The 17,678-nt window shown below is 54.1% G+C and carries 15 protein-coding genes; 13 read left to right on the top strand and 2 right to left on the bottom strand.

The features are described 5' to 3' along the window. The first annotated feature begins 47 nt into the window (after window positions 1-47). From Q4606_RS17210 to Q4606_RS17170, 9 genes are all read left to right on the top strand, one after another. Complete coding sequence (locus Q4606_RS17210) at window positions 48-1,568, top strand: aldehyde dehydrogenase family protein (protein ID WP_303608240.1); 1,521 nt, start codon at window positions 48-50, stop codon at window positions 1,566-1,568. A 264-nt stretch (window positions 1,569-1,832) separates the two neighbouring features. Further along, the gene (gene pqqA / locus Q4606_RS17205; protein WP_007153157.1) at window positions 1,833-1,904 is read left to right on the top strand and encodes a pyrroloquinoline quinone precursor peptide PqqA; all 72 of its coding nucleotides are present in this window, start codon (window positions 1,833-1,835) and stop codon (window positions 1,902-1,904) included. A 56-nt stretch (window positions 1,905-1,960) separates the two neighbouring features. After that, entirely contained in the window at window positions 1,961-2,896 is a 936-nt protein-coding gene (pqqB, locus tag Q4606_RS17200) for a pyrroloquinoline quinone biosynthesis protein PqqB (protein ID WP_303608239.1), read from the top strand. Continuing rightward, window positions 2,893-3,648: a pyrroloquinoline-quinone synthase PqqC gene (gene pqqC, locus Q4606_RS17195; protein WP_303608238.1), complete on the top strand. Its 756-nt coding sequence runs from the start codon at window positions 2,893-2,895 to the stop codon at window positions 3,646-3,648. Before pqqB ends, pqqC begins: the two co-directional genes overlap by 4 nt. Continuing rightward, complete coding sequence (gene pqqD / locus Q4606_RS17190) at window positions 3,648-3,941, top strand: pyrroloquinoline quinone biosynthesis peptide chaperone PqqD (RefSeq protein WP_303608237.1); 294 nt, start codon at window positions 3,648-3,650, stop codon at window positions 3,939-3,941. Before pqqC ends, pqqD begins: the two co-directional genes overlap by 1 nt. After that, the gene (gene pqqE, locus Q4606_RS17185) at window positions 3,938-5,095 is read left to right on the top strand and encodes a pyrroloquinoline quinone biosynthesis protein PqqE (protein ID WP_303608236.1); all 1,158 of its coding nucleotides are present in this window, start codon (window positions 3,938-3,940) and stop codon (window positions 5,093-5,095) included. Before pqqD ends, pqqE begins: the two co-directional genes overlap by 4 nt. Before the next feature lie 97 nt (window positions 5,096-5,192). Then, complete coding sequence (locus Q4606_RS17180) at window positions 5,193-6,950, top strand: prolyl oligopeptidase family serine peptidase (protein WP_303608235.1); 1,758 nt, start codon at window positions 5,193-5,195, stop codon at window positions 6,948-6,950. A gap of 71 nt (window positions 6,951-7,021) precedes the next feature. Then, the gene (gene ercA, locus Q4606_RS17175) at window positions 7,022-8,185 is read left to right on the top strand and encodes an alcohol dehydrogenase-like regulatory protein ErcA (RefSeq protein ID WP_303597417.1); all 1,164 of its coding nucleotides are present in this window, start codon (window positions 7,022-7,024) and stop codon (window positions 8,183-8,185) included. Then, on the top strand, window positions 8,169-9,917 hold the full coding sequence (locus Q4606_RS17170) for a NahK/ErcS family hybrid sensor histidine kinase/response regulator (protein WP_303608234.1): 1,749 nt from the start codon (window positions 8,169-8,171) through the stop codon (window positions 9,915-9,917). The genes ercA and Q4606_RS17170 overlap by 17 nt, the downstream gene beginning before the upstream one ends. Before the next feature lie 53 nt (window positions 9,918-9,970). On the opposite strand, the gene Q4606_RS17165 is transcribed toward Q4606_RS17170, so the two are convergent. Both Q4606_RS17165 and Q4606_RS17160 read right to left on the bottom strand, forming a co-directional pair. Beyond that, window positions 9,971-10,396, bottom strand: a complete 426-nt coding sequence (locus Q4606_RS17165) for a GFA family protein (protein ID WP_303597243.1) — start codon at window positions 10,394-10,396, stop codon at window positions 9,971-9,973. Between the two features lie 124 nt (window positions 10,397-10,520). Next, on the bottom strand, window positions 10,521-10,754 hold the full coding sequence (locus tag Q4606_RS17160) for a DUF2061 domain-containing protein (RefSeq protein ID WP_303597242.1): 234 nt from the start codon (window positions 10,752-10,754) through the stop codon (window positions 10,521-10,523). Between the two features lie 205 nt (window positions 10,755-10,959). Here Q4606_RS17160 and Q4606_RS17155 point away from each other — a divergent pair, with 205 nt between their 5' ends. Genes Q4606_RS17155 through Q4606_RS17140 form a run of 4 tightly spaced genes read left to right on the top strand, consistent with a single transcriptional unit; the run spans window position 10,960 to window position 17,392 of the window. Beyond that, a complete protein-coding gene (locus Q4606_RS17155; protein WP_303608233.1) occupies window positions 10,960-14,685 on the top strand; it encodes an ATP-binding protein in 3,726 nt (1,241 codons plus the stop codon). Beyond that, complete coding sequence (locus tag Q4606_RS17150) at window positions 14,678-15,313, top strand: hypothetical protein (protein ID WP_303597240.1); 636 nt, start codon at window positions 14,678-14,680, stop codon at window positions 15,311-15,313. Before Q4606_RS17155 ends, Q4606_RS17150 begins: the two co-directional genes overlap by 8 nt. Further along, the gene (locus tag Q4606_RS17145) at window positions 15,313-16,557 is read left to right on the top strand and encodes a hypothetical protein (protein WP_303608232.1); all 1,245 of its coding nucleotides are present in this window, start codon (window positions 15,313-15,315) and stop codon (window positions 16,555-16,557) included. The genes Q4606_RS17150 and Q4606_RS17145 overlap by 1 nt, the downstream gene beginning before the upstream one ends. Next, on the top strand, window positions 16,547-17,392 hold the full coding sequence (locus tag Q4606_RS17140) for a hypothetical protein (protein ID WP_303608231.1): 846 nt from the start codon (window positions 16,547-16,549) through the stop codon (window positions 17,390-17,392). Before Q4606_RS17145 ends, Q4606_RS17140 begins: the two co-directional genes overlap by 11 nt. The last annotated feature ends 286 nt before the right edge of the window (window positions 17,393-17,678 follow it).

Here is a 17,678-nt window from a genome sequence, read left to right as displayed (position 1 = left end):
CGAAAGCCCACCTTGGCGAGCAACAAACACAAAAAGAGGTTAGAACCATGATCTACGCACAACCAGGAAAGGAAGGCTCGGTCGTTTCTTTCAAGTCCCAGTACGGAAACTACATTGGCGGTGAGTGGGTTGCCCCGGTAAAAGGGCAGTATTTTGAAAACATCTCGCCGGTGACAGGCGAAGTGATCTGCGAGATTCCGCGTTCAACCGCAGAGGATATTGATCTGGCACTGGATGCAGCCCATAAAGCAGCTCCGGCGTGGGGGCGTACTTCGGCGGCTGAGCGCTCGAATATTCTGTTGAAGATTGCTGACCGCATCGAAGCCAACCTGGAAAAACTGGCGGTCGCCGAAACTTGGGATAACGGCAAGGCCGTTCGTGAAACCCTTAATGCCGATATCCCACTGGCAGCCGATCACTTCCGGTATTTTGCGGGCTGCATTCGTGCCCAGGAAGGGCATATGGGCGAAATTGACCACAATACAGTGGCGTATCATTTTCACGAGCCGCTGGGCGTGGTGGGACAAATCATTCCCTGGAACTTCCCGATATTGATGGCAGCCTGGAAGCTGGGCCCGTGTCTGGCTGCTGGTAACTGTACAGTGCTGAAGCCGGCCGAACAGACACCTGCAAGTATATTGGTGTTGATGGAAGTCATCGGTGATTTGTTGCCACCGGGTGTTCTTAACGTGGTCAACGGCTACGGCATTGAAGCCGGTCAGGCGCTGGCTACGAGCAAGCGCATTGCCAAAATTGCGTTCACCGGCTCAACCCCGGTCGGATCACATATTCTCAAGTGCGCGGCTGAAAACATCATTCCCTCCACTGTGGAGCTGGGCGGAAAATCACCCAATATTTACTTCTCGGATGTGATGAAGGCAGAGCCCGAGTTCGTCGATAAGTGTGTAGAAGGTCTGGTTCTGGCGTTCTTTAACCAGGGTGAAGTATGCACCTGTCCGTCCCGCGCTCTGGTGCAGGAAGACATGTACGAAGAATTTATGGAAAAAGTGGTAGCCCGCACCAAGTCAATCAAGCGTGGCAACCCACTGGACACCGATGTACAGGTCGGCGCTCAGGCGAGTAAAGAACAGTTTGACAAGATCCTGTCTTACCTTGAAATCGGGAAGCAGGAGGGTGCAGAGGTTCTGACTGGTGGAGATCGCGAACACCTGGAAGGTGAATTCGCTAACGGATTTTATATTCAGCCCACGTTGTTCAAGGGCGATAACAAGATGCGGGTGTTCCAGGAAGAGATCTTCGGCCCTGTCGTAGGTGTGACAACCTTCAAAACTGAGGAAGAAGCGCTGGCAATCGCCAACGATACTGAGTTTGGTCTGGGCGCTGGTGTCTGGTCCCGGGATACCAATGTGGCGTATCGCATGGGTCGCAACATTGAGGCTGGTCGGGTTTGGATGAACTGCTACCACGCTTATCCGGCTCATGCGGCCTTCGGTGGCTACAAGAAGTCGGGTATTGGCCGCGAAACCCACAAACTGGCGCTTGATCACTACCAGCAAACCAAGTGCATGCTGACCAGCTACGACATCAATCCTCTAGGCTTTTTCTGACGATGACGCCACCGTCTTGCTCTCCACACGGGCTTGATGGTGGAACTGCGCACCGGGTGTGCACCTTTTTGCCCTCAGCGTCTGCTGAGGGTTTTTTTTGGCTGAAAGAGTCGTTCCCCGAACGCAACTAAAGGTGCCCCTAAAACAGTGCGAAAGTACCATATTGGTGTTTGGCGCCTGCCTTTAGGATGGTTTTGGGAATGTGGCAGAAGTGCCGTAATTCTCCTGACACGTAAGCAATCACGACAATAAGAGGTAAGTGTTATGTGGACAAAACCAGCTTATGAAGACCTGCGTATCGGTTTCGAAGTCACTATGTACTTCGCCAACCGCTGAAGCCTGAAGCGGTCAGCGCTATGGCGCTGGCCGTTTTACTTCCGGAGCTTCTATTTATGTACATTCAGGTTCTTGGTTCAGCGGCAGGTGGCGGTTTCCCACAGTGGAACTGTAACTGTGCAAACTGTGACGGTTTCCGAAAAGGCACTCTTAACGCCCACGCCCGTTCACAATCATCCATCGCGGTCAGTGAAGATGGCGAGCGTTGGATTCTGTTTAACGCGTCTCCGGACATTCGCGCCCAGCTTTCATCTTTCCCTGCCATGCAGCCCGCCCGGGCGTTGCGCGACACAGGTATTGAAGCCGTACTGTTGATGGATAGCCAGGTAGACCACACCACCGGTTTGTTGACCTTACGGGAAGGCTTGCCACTGGACGTCTGGTGCACTGCTCAGGTACATGAAGACCTGAGTAGTGGGTTTCCACTGTTCCCGATGCTTGAGCACTGGAATGGTGGCTTGCGCTGGCGTGAAATCCCCCTTGGTGATGGAGCGGGAGAAGCGTTTGTAATACCCAGTGTGCCAAATCTCAAGTTGACCGCCATACCCTTATTGAGCAATGCACCACCTTACTCGCCGCGCAGGGATAACCCGCATCCCGGTGACAATATTGGTGTATTTATTGAAGACACCCGTACGGGTCACACCCTGCTTTACGCGCCAGGTCTGGGCAAGCCGGATGCGCAGATTCTGCAGTGGATGCATCGGGCCAATGTACTGATGGTTGATGGCACTGTATGGCACGACGATGAAATGATCCGCCAGCGGGTCGGTACAAAAACCGGCCAGGCGATGGGGCATCTGGCGCAGAATGGTCCCGGTGGCATGATAGAGGTGCTCGACACCATTCCGGCCAAGCGCAAGATTCTGATACACATCAACAACACCAATCCGATCCTGAATGAGGACTCAGCCGAGCGGGCTCAGTTGGCCCGACACGGCATTGAAGTGGCCTGGGACGGAATGCATCTTGATCTGTCGGGGACGCCATGAACGCCATTGTGAACACCACCCTGAATCGTGCGGACTTTGAGCGCGCGTTACGCGATAAAGGCCGTCTTTACCATATCCATCACCCGTATCATCAGGCCATGTATTGTGGTCAATGCAGCCCGGAGCAGATTCGTGGCTGGGTGGCCAATCGCTACTACTACCAGGTGATGATCCCGCGCAAAGACGCCGCCATTATGGCGAACTGCCCGGATGCCGGCGTGCGCAAACAATGGTTGCAGCGAATATTGGATCACGACGGTCATGATGACGATGTAGGCGGTATTGAAGCCTGGTTGTGTCTGGCTGAAGCCGTGGGCCTGACCCGCGAAGAAGTGATTGATCAGCGCCACGTGTTGCCTGGTGTACGTTTTGCGGTTGATGCCTACCTGAACTTTGCCCGCCGCGCTACCTGGCAGGAAGCTGCCTGCTCCTCGTTAACCGAGTTATTCGCACCTGAAATTCATCAGTCCCGCCTGGAAAGCTGGCCTCAGCATTATCCGTGGATTGATGAGGCCGGATATAGCTACTTCCGCAAACGTCTGTCTGAAGCTCGTCGTGATGTCGAGCACGGCCTGGCGATTACCCTGGAACATTTCAATACGGCCGCTGACCAGGCTCGCGCCCTGAATATTTTACAGTTCAAGCTGGATATTCTCTGGAGCCTGCTGGACTCCCTCACCATGGCCTATAGCCACAAAACGCCGCCGTTCCATACAGTCACCGATCAGCAAGTCTGGCACAGGGGGTTGTGATGGCGAACCTGGCATCGTTGGGCGAAACAGCGGGGAGCATCCCCCGTTTGCGTCGAGGCTTTAGGTTTCAGTGGGAACCGGTTCAGAACGGCTATGTTTTGCTCTATCCCGAAGGCATGGTGAAACTGAATGAAAGCGCTGGTGCGATACTGCGTGAAGTCGATGGCCAGCGCTCGGTGCAGGATATCGTAAGTGCGTTGGAGCGCGCCTTTCCTGAGGCTGGGCCATTGGCTGGTGATGTAAACGAGTTTTTGCAGCATGCCCGCGAACAACACTGGATTGATTTGTCATGACTGCTCCAACCTCTGCGCCAGATGGCGACAAGGCAACCAATGTCGGTCCACCATTATGGTTATTGGCCGAGTTGACTTATCGCTGCCCGTTGCAATGTCCCTACTGTTCAAACCCTCTGGATTTTGCCCAGACCCAACAAGAACTCAGTACTGATGACTGGGTCAAGGTTTTGCGGCAAGGGCGAGATATGGGGGCGGCTCAACTGGGGTTTTCCGGCGGTGAGCCTCTCGTGCGGTCAGATTTGCAAGAGCTGATTGCCGAAGCCCGACACCTCGGTTACTACAGCAATCTGATTACCTCGGGTCTGGGCCTGACCGAAAGCAAAGTTGAGGCGTTTGCCAGTGCCGGGCTGGACCACATTCAGGTTAGTTTTCAGGCTTCTGATCCTGAGCTGAACAATGCCGTGGCGGGTTCGCGCAAGGCCTTTGAACAAAAGCTGGCGATGGCCAGAGCGGTGAAAGAGGCCGGTTACCCCATGGTGCTGAACTTCGTAATTCACCGGCACAATATTCACCAAATGACCGACATAATGGTGCTGTGTGATCGTTTGGGAGCGGACTATGTAGAGTTGGCCACCTGCCAGTATTACGGCTGGGCGTTCAAAAATCGTGAAGGGCTGATGCCGTCGCGAAGACAACTGGAGAAAGCCGAACGCGAAGTGAATGAGTATCGCGCGCGCCAGGCGGAAGCCGGCTCAGAAATGAAGCTGATTTTTGTCACCCCGGATTATTACGAAGAGCGCCCGAAGGCCTGTATGAATGGCTGGGGCAACCTGTTCTTGACAGTGGCACCGGATGGCACGGCTTTGCCTTGCCATAGTGCGCGCTTGCTGCCCATTGATTTCCCGAATGTTCGCGACAAAGGCCTCAAGCAGATCTGGTACGACAGCCCCGGTTTTAACCACTATCGCGGTGATCGCTGGATGCCGGAACCCTGCCGCTCCTGTGATGAGAAAGACAAGGATTTTGGTGGCTGTCGCTGCCAGGCCTTTCTGCTTACCGGCAACGCCGATAACGCCGACCCGGTGTGCAGTAAATCGGCTCACCACGACCGTATTCTGGCCGCACGTCAGGCGGCCGACCATGCCACCGCAGGTATTGAGGAGCTGACCTATCGCAACACCGGTAACTCCCGCATGTTCTTTCGCGGCTGAACAGCCGCCCGCCGAAAGCCTGCTGAGCGCTGCTGAAGCTTGCGCTGGTTACGTCCAGCGCAGCGGCTTATGCGCCTCAGACGCCGGTGTTTTCTGGTTGCAGAGCGATCCCGAAACCGGCGCTAATAAGGTGTGGATGCTGAATGGGGATGGCGAGGCGGCGGCGCTGAGCAATCTTCCTGGCAGTGTTCGCAGCCGAGTCAACGGGTACGGTGGTGGTGCTTTGACAGCTACACAGGATGGTGTGTTTGTGGTCAGTGATGATCAGAGCATCCTGTTTGCTCACGGGGCAGGGCAGCGGAGCCAGACATTGACTACCGACACAGCTGCCTATGGCGGTCTGGTGGCTGACCCCTTGCGGCGCCGTGTACTGGCAGTACGTGAAACCGGGCAAGGAGTAATCGATGGCCGACAACAACTGGTTTCAGTCGGTCGCGATGGCTCGCTGAAAGTGCTACACCAGGGTGAGGATTTTTACGGCGCGCCAGCACTTTCAGACGACGGTCGCCATATTGCCTGGATCAGCTGGCAGCTGCCCGACATGCCCTGGATACAGACCCGGCTCTGGACGGCAAGGGTGTCACCCGATGGCACACTTGAGGGGCCGCGTGTGCAACCTGCACCGCGGCCTGCATCAATTCAGCAGCCAGTATTCTCAGGGCAGGAGCTTTGGGTTTTGTCTGACCATGACGGTTGGTGGCAGCCTTGGAAGCTTGACCTGCAGAGCCCGGCCAGCCCTTGGGAAAAAGCCTCAGTGCCGGATCGCGACCACGCCAATGCGCCTTGGCAGTTAGCTGAGGTTCACCATTGCCCGTTACCAGGTGGCGGCTGGGCTAGAACCCATTATCACCAAGGTCGTGGCGAATTATGGCTGTCTGGAAGCAAACACCCAAAACCCGTGCGGGTGGCACCCGAGTTTAGTGACTTTCGTAGTTTGTGTGCCTGCGGAGGTTTTTTGTATGCCATTGGGCGCTCGCCTGATCATCTGGACGCTGTGCTCAGGATAGATCCAACAAATGCGGGCATAGTGGTGGTTGCCGGAGGTGAGCCGGCTTTGCCCGGGCATGTGGTGGCGCACCCCACTGTGTTTCAGGTGCCGGCTCTTGGGCAGGAAAGTACTCCGCCAGAGGGTTTCCTTTATTTACCGCTGAAACCGAATGCTGAACCCTTGGCGTTGATCCTGGTTGTTCATGGCGGGCCGACGTCGGCAGCGTATCCCGTATTCAACCCTTTGATTCAGTTTTGGTGCCAGCGAGGCTTTGCGGTGGCAGAGGTGAATTATCGTGGCAGCAGTGGGTATGGTCGGGCATTCCGGTTGGCATTGGCAGAGTGTTGGGGCGATATTGATGTGCAAGACATGGCGCGAGCTGCAGAATTTCTGAAAGCCGCAGGTTACGTGAATGGGAAGAGCACATTTATTCAGGGGCGCAGTTCCGGTGGTTACACGGCGTTGATGGCCTTGAGTCAGGATCAGCGTTACGAGGCCGGCGCGAGTCAGTTCGGTGTTACCGACCCCTTGCAGCTAAGGCGAATGACTCACCGCTTCGAATCCGGTTATCTGGACTGGTTGTTGGGCAACCCCGAAGACCATTCACAACGCTGGCAGGAGCGCACACCTCGGCTGCGCACGGCAACGATCGCCTCGCCGGTGATCTTTTTTCAGGGCGGGCAGGACAAAGTGGTGGTGCCCGAACAGACCCGTATGATGGTCGAGGCGATGCAGCAGGCGGGTCTGAAACCTGAGCTGCACTGGTTCCCGGATGAAGGCCATGGCATTTTAAAGCAGGTGAACCAGGCCGCCATGCTTGAGGCACTTTACAGTTTTTATCAACAGCGGCTGCGAACCATCGGATGAATGCAGCCAAAGCTTGAGTTAAACTGTCGGGTATTGCTTATAAAAACAAAACCAGTGTCGAGTGCATGATCATGGGTCACGACCTATCCGCTTTAAGAAAATTTGTCTCTCCAGAGATCGTATTCGGAGCCGGATCAAGAAAGTCGGTTGCCAACTTTGCCAGTAATTTTGGTGCGAAACAGGTGTTTCTCGTTTCTGATCCTGGCGTGTCCGCCGCCGGCTGGGTGGACGAAATCGTCACCTTGCTGACCGATGCTGGAATAGGTAGCACGGTCTATACGGGGGTTTCTGCCAATCCGCGGGTTGATGAAGTCATGGCTGGCGCTGAACTCTACAAATCGTCAGAGTGCGATGTCATCGTCGCAATTGGTGGCGGCAGCCCTATGGATTGTGCCAAGGGCATCGCTATTGTCGTGAGCAATGGCCGTCACATTGTGGATTTTGAGGGGGTGGATACCATAGTAAACCCGCCGCCACCGATGATTTTGATTCCCACCACCGCAGGCACCTCGGCCGATGTGTCACAGTTCGCGATCATTTCTGATCCGGCGCGTCGCTTCAAGTTTTCCATCATCAGCAAAGCGATTGTCCCGGATGTGTCGCTGATTGATCCTGAAGTGACCGAAACCATGAGTAGCTACCTGACGGCCTGTACCGGTGTTGACGCGCTGGTTCACGCAATAGAAGCATACGTGTCCACAGGTAGCGGGCCGCTAACCGATGCCAACGCACTGGAAGCGATTCGGCTGATTAACCGTAACCTGGAGCCGCTTGTCGCTAATACCGCTGATGGATATTTACGCGAGCAAATCATGCTGGCCTCCATGCAAGCCGGCCTGGCATTCTCCAATGCCATCCTGGGGGCGGTTCATGCGATGTCCCATAGTCTGGGAGGGTTTCTGGATTTGCCCCACGGTTTGTGCAACGCCATGCTGCTGGAGCACGTGGTGGCGTATAATTTTCGCTCTGCGGAAGATCGATTTCGCCGTGTAGCCGAAGCCATGGGTATCGACACCAGAGGTATGGGCCAGGCCGAGATCCAGAAGCGCTTGATGAACCGTATTATTCAACTTAAGCGGGCTGTTGGGCTAGAGGCCAAGTTGTCGGAGTTGGGTGTCAGTGTGTCTGATATTCCGTCTCTCTCCGGATTTGCGTTGCAGGATCCGTGTATTTTAACCAATCCGCGCAAATCAACACTCCGCGATGTTCAGGTTGTCTATGAAGAAGCCCTCTGACCGCGCAGACGGTTATGAAGTTGTTGACCTTCTTGGCCTGGGTAGCCAATCGGTTCGTAAGAACTACTACCCGGCTTTGCAGGCGCGCATCGAGGAGCTGGAGCAGGAACGAAACCGTTACAAATGGCTGTTTGAAAAAGCATTGCACGGTATTTTCCAGGCTAACTTGCGAGGTGGGTTCCTGGCCTGTAACCCCGCAATGGCCAAGATTTGTGGCTATGCAAGCCCCGAAGATCTGAAAACCCGCGTTATTCGTTTACGTGAACAGCTGTTTTGTAGCTCCAGCGAATTCGATGTGTTGCGTCAGGAACTGCTCAACAACGGTAGTTTGAGTGCCCGTGAAATTCGCTTGCGACGTGCCGACGCCACGCCGGTTAATGTGGCTATAACTTTGCTCAGGCGGCCGGATTTGGGTCCAGAAGTGGTCGAGGCTTTTGTGGCGGATATCACTGAGAGGGTGCAAGCGCGGCAGAAGTTGGTACAGATGAATGCAGACCTGGAACAGCGCGTACAAGACCGTACCAAGGCGCTGCAGGATGCAAATGCCGGGTTGCACTTTCAGATTGAAGAAAGGGAAAAAGTCGAACGCGAACTGGTGGTTGCCGCAAAGGTCGCAAGCGACGCCAACCGTAGTAAAGACAAGTATCTGGCGGCCGCCAGCCATGACCTGTTGCAGCCCCTGAATGCAGCGCGGCTAACGATATCGGCGCTGCAGGAAAGTGCGTTGCCGGCGGAAGAAGCGAGAATGGTGCATCAGGTGCACCGAGCGCTTGAGGGCGCCGAAGATTTGCTGGCGGACTTGCTGGATATATCAAAACTGGACCAACAGGCCATGGTGCCCGATCTCTTGTTGACGGATGTCGCTGCCCTGGCGAAAGGCCTGGGTGAAGAGTTCGAAGCCGTAGCGACCAACGCTGGTCTGCGATTCCATGTTCGTACCATTCCGGCGCTGATAAAAACCGATCAGCGCATGCTCACCCGTATTCTACGTAACCTTTTAAGTAATGCTTTTCGCTACACTCGCAGTGGCCGCGTTCTACTGGCACTGAGAGCGCGACGCGACAGCCTCCGAATTGAAGTGTGGGATACAGGTGTAGGCATTGAGGAAAGCAAACTGAGGGATATTTTTACTGAGTTTCATCAGCTATTGCCGCAAGGCAGCGGTGGCCGACAGGGTGCCGGGCTCGGGCTGGCTATTGTTGAGCGCATGGTCTCGGTGTTGGGTTACCGGATAGAGTTGGCTTCACGCCCGGGTAGAGGTTCCCGATTTTCCGTGGTGCTGCCTGTGGACATGAACGCAGCCCGCAAGGCCGCTTTGCCCGCCGTTCAGGGCGTGCCCGGCTTTGCGCAAGGCTTTGCCGGTATTCAGATTTTGGTGATTGATAACGAGCCGGCCATACTTGCGAGCATGAAATTGTTACTGGAGCGTTGGGGTTGTCTGGTAATTACCAGTACCGACGAGCATCGGGCATTGGATTATTTGCGAGAGACAAACACCATGCCGGCAGCGGTGTTGGCCGACTATCATCTTGATGGTGGAAAAACAGGCTGGCAGGCCATTGAGGCCGTCCGCAAGTTACTGGGTACGCGATTGCCCGCAGCTCTGGTGACTGCAGATTGTAGTGACGAACTGCGCAGGCAGATGCGAGCGCAGCATCTGCCTATTCTGAACAAGCCGGTAAAGCCCAATCGTCTTCGGGCACTATTGACGAGCTTGCTGTCAACGAGTTAACAGGATGGCCCCCATCGTTTGTGACAGGGGCATTATGTGGCACGTTTAGCACTTTATTCCGGCAGGGTTTGCCCTGAGCCGCCCATTTCCGCCGGCATATCCTTCATCTTTGGCAAGCCATCACGAATTGGTAATACCGACTCCTGATAGTGCACATGAAGCGCTGGCTCAAACGTCAGTTGCGGCAGGTTTGCAACATAGACGTCAACCAAACCCCAGGCCGGATGATCGCTGAAGATATGACCACCGCATTGCTTGCACCATTTGCGGTGGCTTTGTTCTGTCAGGTGAAATTCGTCTATTTGGTCGGAACCGGCCAGTATCTGAAGGGCATCTGCAGGCCATAGTGAAAAGGCATTCACTGGCCCAGCTGACCAGCGACGACACGAATCGCAATGGCAATAACCCATTGCTTCCGGAACGCCACGGACCTCGAACTGTACTGCGCCGCAAAAACACTTACCTTGATACTGGTTCATAGCTTCGCCCTCGTATTGTTGTTTGTTCTTCACGATCTCAGAACACTGGCGATGCTGTACATGGGACCAAATTATTAATTGACGGCGACTTTAGTGCCGGCCCCCTCCGTCTCGGCACAGCTGATTATCCTTGCGGCTGGAAGCGTAAGGCTCCGTCGCTTCCTTTAGCGCAACGCCATACTTTCTCATGAAAATAAAACGCTACCGTATTGACCGCAGGCTCAACCATGGCGACAAGGCTACCGATCAGGATGTCGCCGGTTAATCCCCATGTAACCAGAAATGCGACGCTGAAGTGCATTACAGCAAAGGTGGCTGTTTTGATAAGGTCTCTGTGTTTGGCGACGTTAATGTACATGACATTGTTTCCTGACTGCTGTGGTTTCGATAATGATAACCAATATCATTAAAGCTTAAATCTTTTTGTTTTAATGCTTTTGATAGTTTTTCTATATCAGTCCGGCCGATCAGCCTTCCGTGCGCCAGACCTCTGGCTATGTCCGTAAACCATTCCCTGTATACTGCGAGTATCAAGAACGACCTGCCGTTACGGGGAAATCAGTTTGTCTGGCGAGACTGTAAGCTACGGATTAGAAAGCATCGTCCTGCACCACTCCTTCAAGCAAGTGAAGGGACGAACCATTAAAATAGATTGTCGTGAACGAACGCACCTTGGGGGCGTAAACGGGGCCGGTAAAACGTCTGTTCTGGCACTTGTTCCAGCCTTTTTTGGGGAAGAGCCGGAGCGAATCGTTACCAAGGCCTCGGGTAAGCTGTCTTTCCTGGACTACTACCTGCCGACCTTTCAAAGCCTTATCATTTTTGAGTACCGGCGACATACAGGGCTCTATTGCGCAGTGATGTACCGGCATGCTCAAGGAAAGCCCTGCTACCGTTTTGTGGCTGGTTCGGCGGAAGAAACTTTCTTTTCGTCAGAGGTGAAAGAGATTCTCCAGGCGGGAGCCAGTGCCGACGATGTGTTTGCCGCTCTCCGCAAACGGGGCGTAACCGTTTCCAAAATGGTGGACACGATAACCAATTACCGGGCAATCATTCAGCGCAATCAAAAGCTGCTGAAACGCTTGCCTGCAGATGCCCGATCACTGCGTGCACTGGCTGCTGAATTTGGCCTGGGTGACAGCAACACTCAAATGACTAACATTGAGCGGCTGACCCACGTGGTATTGAACAAACATCGCCTCCTTAGCAGTTTCAAGGCGATGATCTGCGAAACGCAGTTTGAGAACATCCACCAGCACGCCAAGCCCCGGGCTATTGACCGTAAAGATCTGATTGCCGATATCCAGAGCCTTTCTGCCTTTGCGGATGAGGAAGAGAAAATCCGTGAATGCCTCAGAAAGGATGCGGAGCGCAGGGCTATTCTGGAGCAGGCTGATAAAACAGTTGCCAACTTAAGTGTGACCGTAGAGGAAGCCCGGGAGAAAGCGAGTGAACTGGGCCAGCAGAAAGAACGGCTTGAGGGCCAGCGAACAGACCTGCGCGCGGAGTTTGAAGATACGGATCGCCAGCTTGCCCGCCAGGTTACTGATCATAACGCCAACTTTGAAACGCTTGATGAGCAAGTTGCGGCTCTGCACCAGCAGAACGACAGATATGAAGCCGATGGTTTGTCTGACCTGGCCCAGAGCTTCGACAACCTGCCCGATTATCGCCAGCGCCTGGAGACGGCACAGGCCGACTACAACAGTCTTACAGGCAAGGCCTCTGAAATTGAGGGCGAGTACGAGCTTGAGAAGCAGACGATCCAACGCGAACATGAGAAACAGCAGGCTCAGCGCCAGCAGCGCTTGCGAGAGGCGAGTGATGCGCTTACCTCAGCGAAACATGCTTATGATTTGAAATTGAATGCTGTCAGAACAGACCAGGTGACGGCGGTTTCAGCCTACAAAGACAGCCGGTCTTCAGAACGATCTGAACTCGCGAGTGAGCAAGCCCGCCTATCCGCACTCCGGCAAAGCCCCGGGCAGACCGAAGCGGAGCAGAAAGAAATTGCTGTTGCCGAACAAGCCTCCGAAGAAGCGGCCGAGCAGGTCACGCAGGCACACGAGAACCGTCTGGAAGCTGGCCGTAAACGGGACCAGGCTGATCGTGACTGGAAATCCGCGCAGGAACAGGTTCAGCAGATGGACGTAAAAGTCCAGGAGCTGGAAGATCGGTTTAACGAACTTCAGAGGCAGATTGCTCCGGAAGATGGTACCTGGTTGTCTCAGCTACGGGCTCAGGACCCGGAGTGGGGACGCCGTCTGGCAAAAGTTGTTAATCCTCAGTTACTGCACAGAAAAGATCTGGCGCCCATCCTCGACCCCGATGCCAGTGGCAACGCTGTTATGGGTTGGCAACTCGTACTGGATAATCTGCCAACACCCGATTTTGCGGCCTCCGAAGAAGCTCTATTGGAGCGCAGCCGAAGCATAGATGCCGACCGCCAGGCTGCCATCAAGCAGCGGGCAGACACCGAGCGAGAGGCGCAACGACGGCATGACGCCTACAAAGATCGCGTGGAAGCTGCTGATAGGTTGGAAACAGAATTTTCTCTATTTGAGCGTACTCGTAGCAACGCCCAGAACAAGTTGGGCAATGTGCGCTTGCGAGTCAAGGAAGCGCAGGCCGCCCGGATTGCCAAGATCACAAAAGATCTGGAAGCTGTCCAGAGCAGCCTTAAGGCCTTCGACGAGCAGACGGGCGATGGTATTCGGGATGTCGAATCCGGCTTTCAGCAGCAGATTCTTGATATTCGAGGGCATTGGGCGGAACAGGAATCTGAGCTTCAAGCCAGCGTGGAGCAATCGTCGGAGTCGATTGCATCAGCCGAGTCGGAATACAAAGCGCGCCTCAAGAAAAAGCGCCAGATATACGACCAGCGTCTCTCTGAGGAAGGTATTGATCCGAGAGTGGTTCAGGAAGCAAGAGACACATTGGCTAAACTCTCAGAAACAGTCGAAAAGATTGTGGCGTCTGAGGATTTGGTGCGCGGATATCGCAAGTGGCGCGAACAGGAATGGCGTAAGGTTGAGGCGCTTACTGAGCAAGCGAACCAGGCCAGGATGCTGCGCGAGACTGCGGTTCGAAAGCGGGAGGAAACGGAGCGTTCGTGGAAGGAGCAGGACAGCAAACTAAAAATCTCGATTGCAGAACATCAAAGTGCTATCAAAGAGTTGCGGGATCAAACAGAAGCGGCGGAAAGCCTTCTCAAACACTTCCAGGGGCAGACGCTCTCGGAAGGCTTCCCGGGGCATATTTCCGATCTTACTCAGGAGCTTCAGAGCGCCTACCAGAAACTGGAGCAGTTGCGTAAAGCGGTGGTAGGTACGTTTGATCAGGCAACCGCTATCCTGAACCGGTATGACAACACCCAGATACAACAGGCGTGGCAAAAGCTGTCAGCCCACCGGCGTGGCCAGATGACCGGCGATGTTCAGGATTATGAAGAGAGCTTCAAGCTGGCGCGGGTTCCGGATCTGCGAGAGCTGTTGGATACCGATATCCCCCAGTTGCGCGATGCACTGATCGATCAGTTCATTTCCGAAGCGGGCAGTCTGGTGAAGTATTTCGACAGCCTGGAAGTGATGGCTCGTGAAGTAAAAGCTGTTTCCAGCCTCTTGAAGCGCAAGATCAATACGGACCAGCAGATTGAAAGCCTGAGCGATATTCAGGTTGTGCTTGAACCCAGGGTCTATGAGGACGAAACCTGGCAGCCGTTAAAGGAATTCGTGGCGCAGTGGCAAACCTGGATTCACATGAACCGCCGCTCACTACCCAGCGACGCAGTGCTGAGGCGCTTCAAGCTGGTTACCGACACGCTTAGTGACGCCAAAGTGAAAGACAGCGTTGAGTCGATGATCGACATGCGCCTGGAGATGAAAGAGAACGACCGGCAGGTGGTGATTCGCACCGACGCGGATTTCCTCTCTGCCAGCTCTACTGGCCTGACCTACCTGGCAATCATGACCGTGTTCATGGGGCTCACCCGATACCTGTGCCCGGATTTGAATACTCGTATTACCTGGCCTATTGATGAGCTGGCCACGCTCAGCCCCAACAACATCTCTCACCTTGCAGATATGCTGGAAGCTAACAACCTGACCATGATCTCCGCTTGCCCGAAACTGGACAGAAGTCTGCGCAAGTTCTTTGAGAACAAGATCTCACTGAAGGAAGGGCGGATTCATACCTACGAATCGTCCGTGCGCAATGACAGGCATGCACAAATGTTCGCCAGTGTAAGCCACGATGGGCAGGCAGCAGAGGAGGGCGTAAGCCATGAGTAGCCCCTTATTCGAGAGAACCGTCACGGCCCTGCTTCAGGAGCGGGTTATCTGTGAGGTCAGTGATGATGAGCTCTATAACTACCTGCTATTGCCGGCCAATCAGGACTCCGTCAATCGTTTCCTGGGTCAGATCAACCGAACGCTTCGCCAGACCAGTGCCCATGACGCCTTCGTGTGTGCGTACCTGGATACCTCGGATACCGAAACCAAAGATGCTATCCGCCATCAGTTCCGGGATGTTGCCAATAATCTTGAGGCGTTTGTGCAATTTCTTCGGCTCGTAATGATGCTGGAAGCCAATGACCGCCCGGTTTTACCGGGAGACAAGCTGTCGGAAGGCGCCATACTGGACCGTATTGCTGCGGCACCGGCGTTGGAATCAAAGCTGAGATCGCTGGCGGAAAAAAAGGTGTTTCACACTAAGCGTTCGGATTCGGCAGGACAGATTCGTGCGGTGCTCTCCAGCCTAGAGAAAATGGGGTATCTGAAACCAATCGGCACCAGCGGGAGCCTATACCGCGCCACTGGCCGATGGAGCTGGCTGTACGATGCCATGACGTTTATCCAGACCCATGAAGGCATTCAGGGAGCTGATGATGCCGAGTCCGAGCAAATGAGGCTGCACTGATGGCACGCGCTCAAGATGCTCACGGAACGCTCCGGGCCCTGGCCAAATACGGTGAAGCCATTCTGGAGGCTCATCTTCGGAACGGCAACCGGATTCCGGATTCGGATGACAATCTCAGCCTGATTGAAACCCTTGAGCACCATCGCCTTGTGTGGCGCATTGGTGAATCCGAAGATCTGCAGTTGAAAAAGGTTTTGGTTCAGTTCCTTGATCATATCACCGAGTCAGAAAGGCGCCGCTACGCCAGTGCTCAGGTACATATTTTGTGGCAGCAGCTTAGTGAGCTGTTCCAGGAATACAAAGAAGCCAAGAAACGTTCAGCCTTGTCCGATATCGATCGGCTTGAAGGTGAAATCAAGGAATGCCTTGCGGATGTGATCGAAGATATCAGGAATGCAACGGACGCTTTTGCAACCTACATCAACACCGGCTTTGCCTATATCACAGACCTGAATCTACGCATCCGTGAAAACGAGCGGGTCATCGAGCGGGCAGGTCGGCTGATTACCCTGTTCGAGAGCTTTCGCATTCCTGAGCTGGCGGAGCAAGCAGGTTCCGACGCCTTCCTGAAACGTCTTTTGCTGAGGCACCTGCCTGCTACCCTGGAATCCTCGCAGAAGAACCTTTCTTACGCACTTAACCAGCTGCGCAAGATGCTGGTACGCATGCGCGAAGACCAGCGGCTAAGCCGGATGGTTGGCGCTTTTGAGGCGCATTTTATTAACAATCGGGGATTTGAACCCTCCATTGATCACCTGGACCTCAAGCGAGTTCCTGACTTCCTCAATACGGTAGCCCCTTTCCAGATACGAGGCTTCGGGGATATCTATGATTCATCTGACGATCTTGAACTTATCGAGCTCGCTGCGAGGGCCCGAACCCTTCCCGTCGAAATCGAAGACAAGCCTGTACCGGACGATGTGGATACCGTTAGCTTTGACGTTGCGGGTGAAACCGAAGCTGAGGAAGATGATCCGGTAGAGGAAGCCATCGAAGAGCTGATTCAACTGGTCGTAGATGGCGTTCTGGGTGAGCGAACCATCCTGGCCTCCGAGGCACTTGCCAGTGCAGGCCTGGGGATTGATAAAGCCGACTGGCTGCAAGCCATTGTCTCGGAGATTGAATCATTGCCAGATGGAGATCAGCAGCACATCGAAGTGATTTACCATCAGGCTCCGCACAAGGTGTATTCGGATAATGTCATGGTTTCTGATCTGACGCTGAGGCATAACAATGCGAGCTGAGGTCGCTGCCATTGAGCGTCTGTTAAAGGCAGCCAGACTGAAGGTTAAGCGTAGCCCGGTGTGGGAACGGATTTGCGAAGAGAATGGAGTAGGGCGGGTCATCGGCAGAGATATTCACTTTACTGCCGACGAGAAGCAGCGCCTGAGGGAGTATGTCCGGTCCCAGTATGGGATAGATCCACAATACGATTCCCGTGTCGGTGGTCGGATGGCTATGGCGCTTCAGAATGCCAGTGAAAAGCTCAGCAGTGATTCAGTTTTTGGCCAGCTGATTGTTTTTGCAACAGCCGGCAATACGACGGTAAGGGTGAACGGCGAAAACTTCCAGACTCCCCGGGGCAGTGTGTGCAGTGTCCTACCGGATCATCTCGATATCGATGACCTTCAAACCCGTAACCTCGTGATCATTGAAAATGGTGGTGTCATGCCCTTTTGGGCTGAACTTCAACTACCAGGCGCTTGGCAGGATTCGGTGATTCTATACCGGGGCCACCGGGAAAACGTTCGTAATGTTGTTGAAATCGTCAGCAAACAGCCCGCAGACAAACTCGCCTGGTTCTTTGACTTTGATCCCGCTGGGCTCGCACTGGCACTTGAGCAAGGCAAGGGAAGTACCCTGGTGCCTGTTAAATGGCGCGAACTCAGCAGGTACACACCGTTCAATCAGCCAAAGGTCCATCACAAGCAGTCAGTTGCCCTCAAAAGATTGAAAGGCCTGGCCGCCGGAGAGCTTCGTGCCATCGCGGAACATATGGCGAATGAGGAGCTTGCGGTGATGCAGGAGCACCTGACTCGGCGGCAAATGCCATTGGTAGCACTCTCCATTACGCGCTAAGAAGATTGAGCAGTTGTTAAGTAGCCCCTCAGCCGGAAATCATTTCACACCTTTTTTAGTCGCGCAATGCGGCCCCTCTTAATGATCTACTATTTTTGCTTCTCCAATAAATGCCGGGCAAAAACTTGCCCGGACACTCAGTGACTCGCGTCAATCCGGTTGCTTTATTACGGTTTCCTGACGAAATATTGACGATTTATTAACTGGATAGATGACAAGCCTCACATTGATAATCGTCCGCGTTTTGTATCATTCAGGAAATTCGACGATATATTGGTGTAAAAAT

The organism is Marinobacter sp. 1_MG-2023 (assembly GCF_030549045.1).
Classification (GTDB): Bacteria; Pseudomonadota; Gammaproteobacteria; order Pseudomonadales; family Oleiphilaceae; genus Marinobacter.
This window is presented reverse-complemented; position numbering and strand designations above follow the sequence as displayed.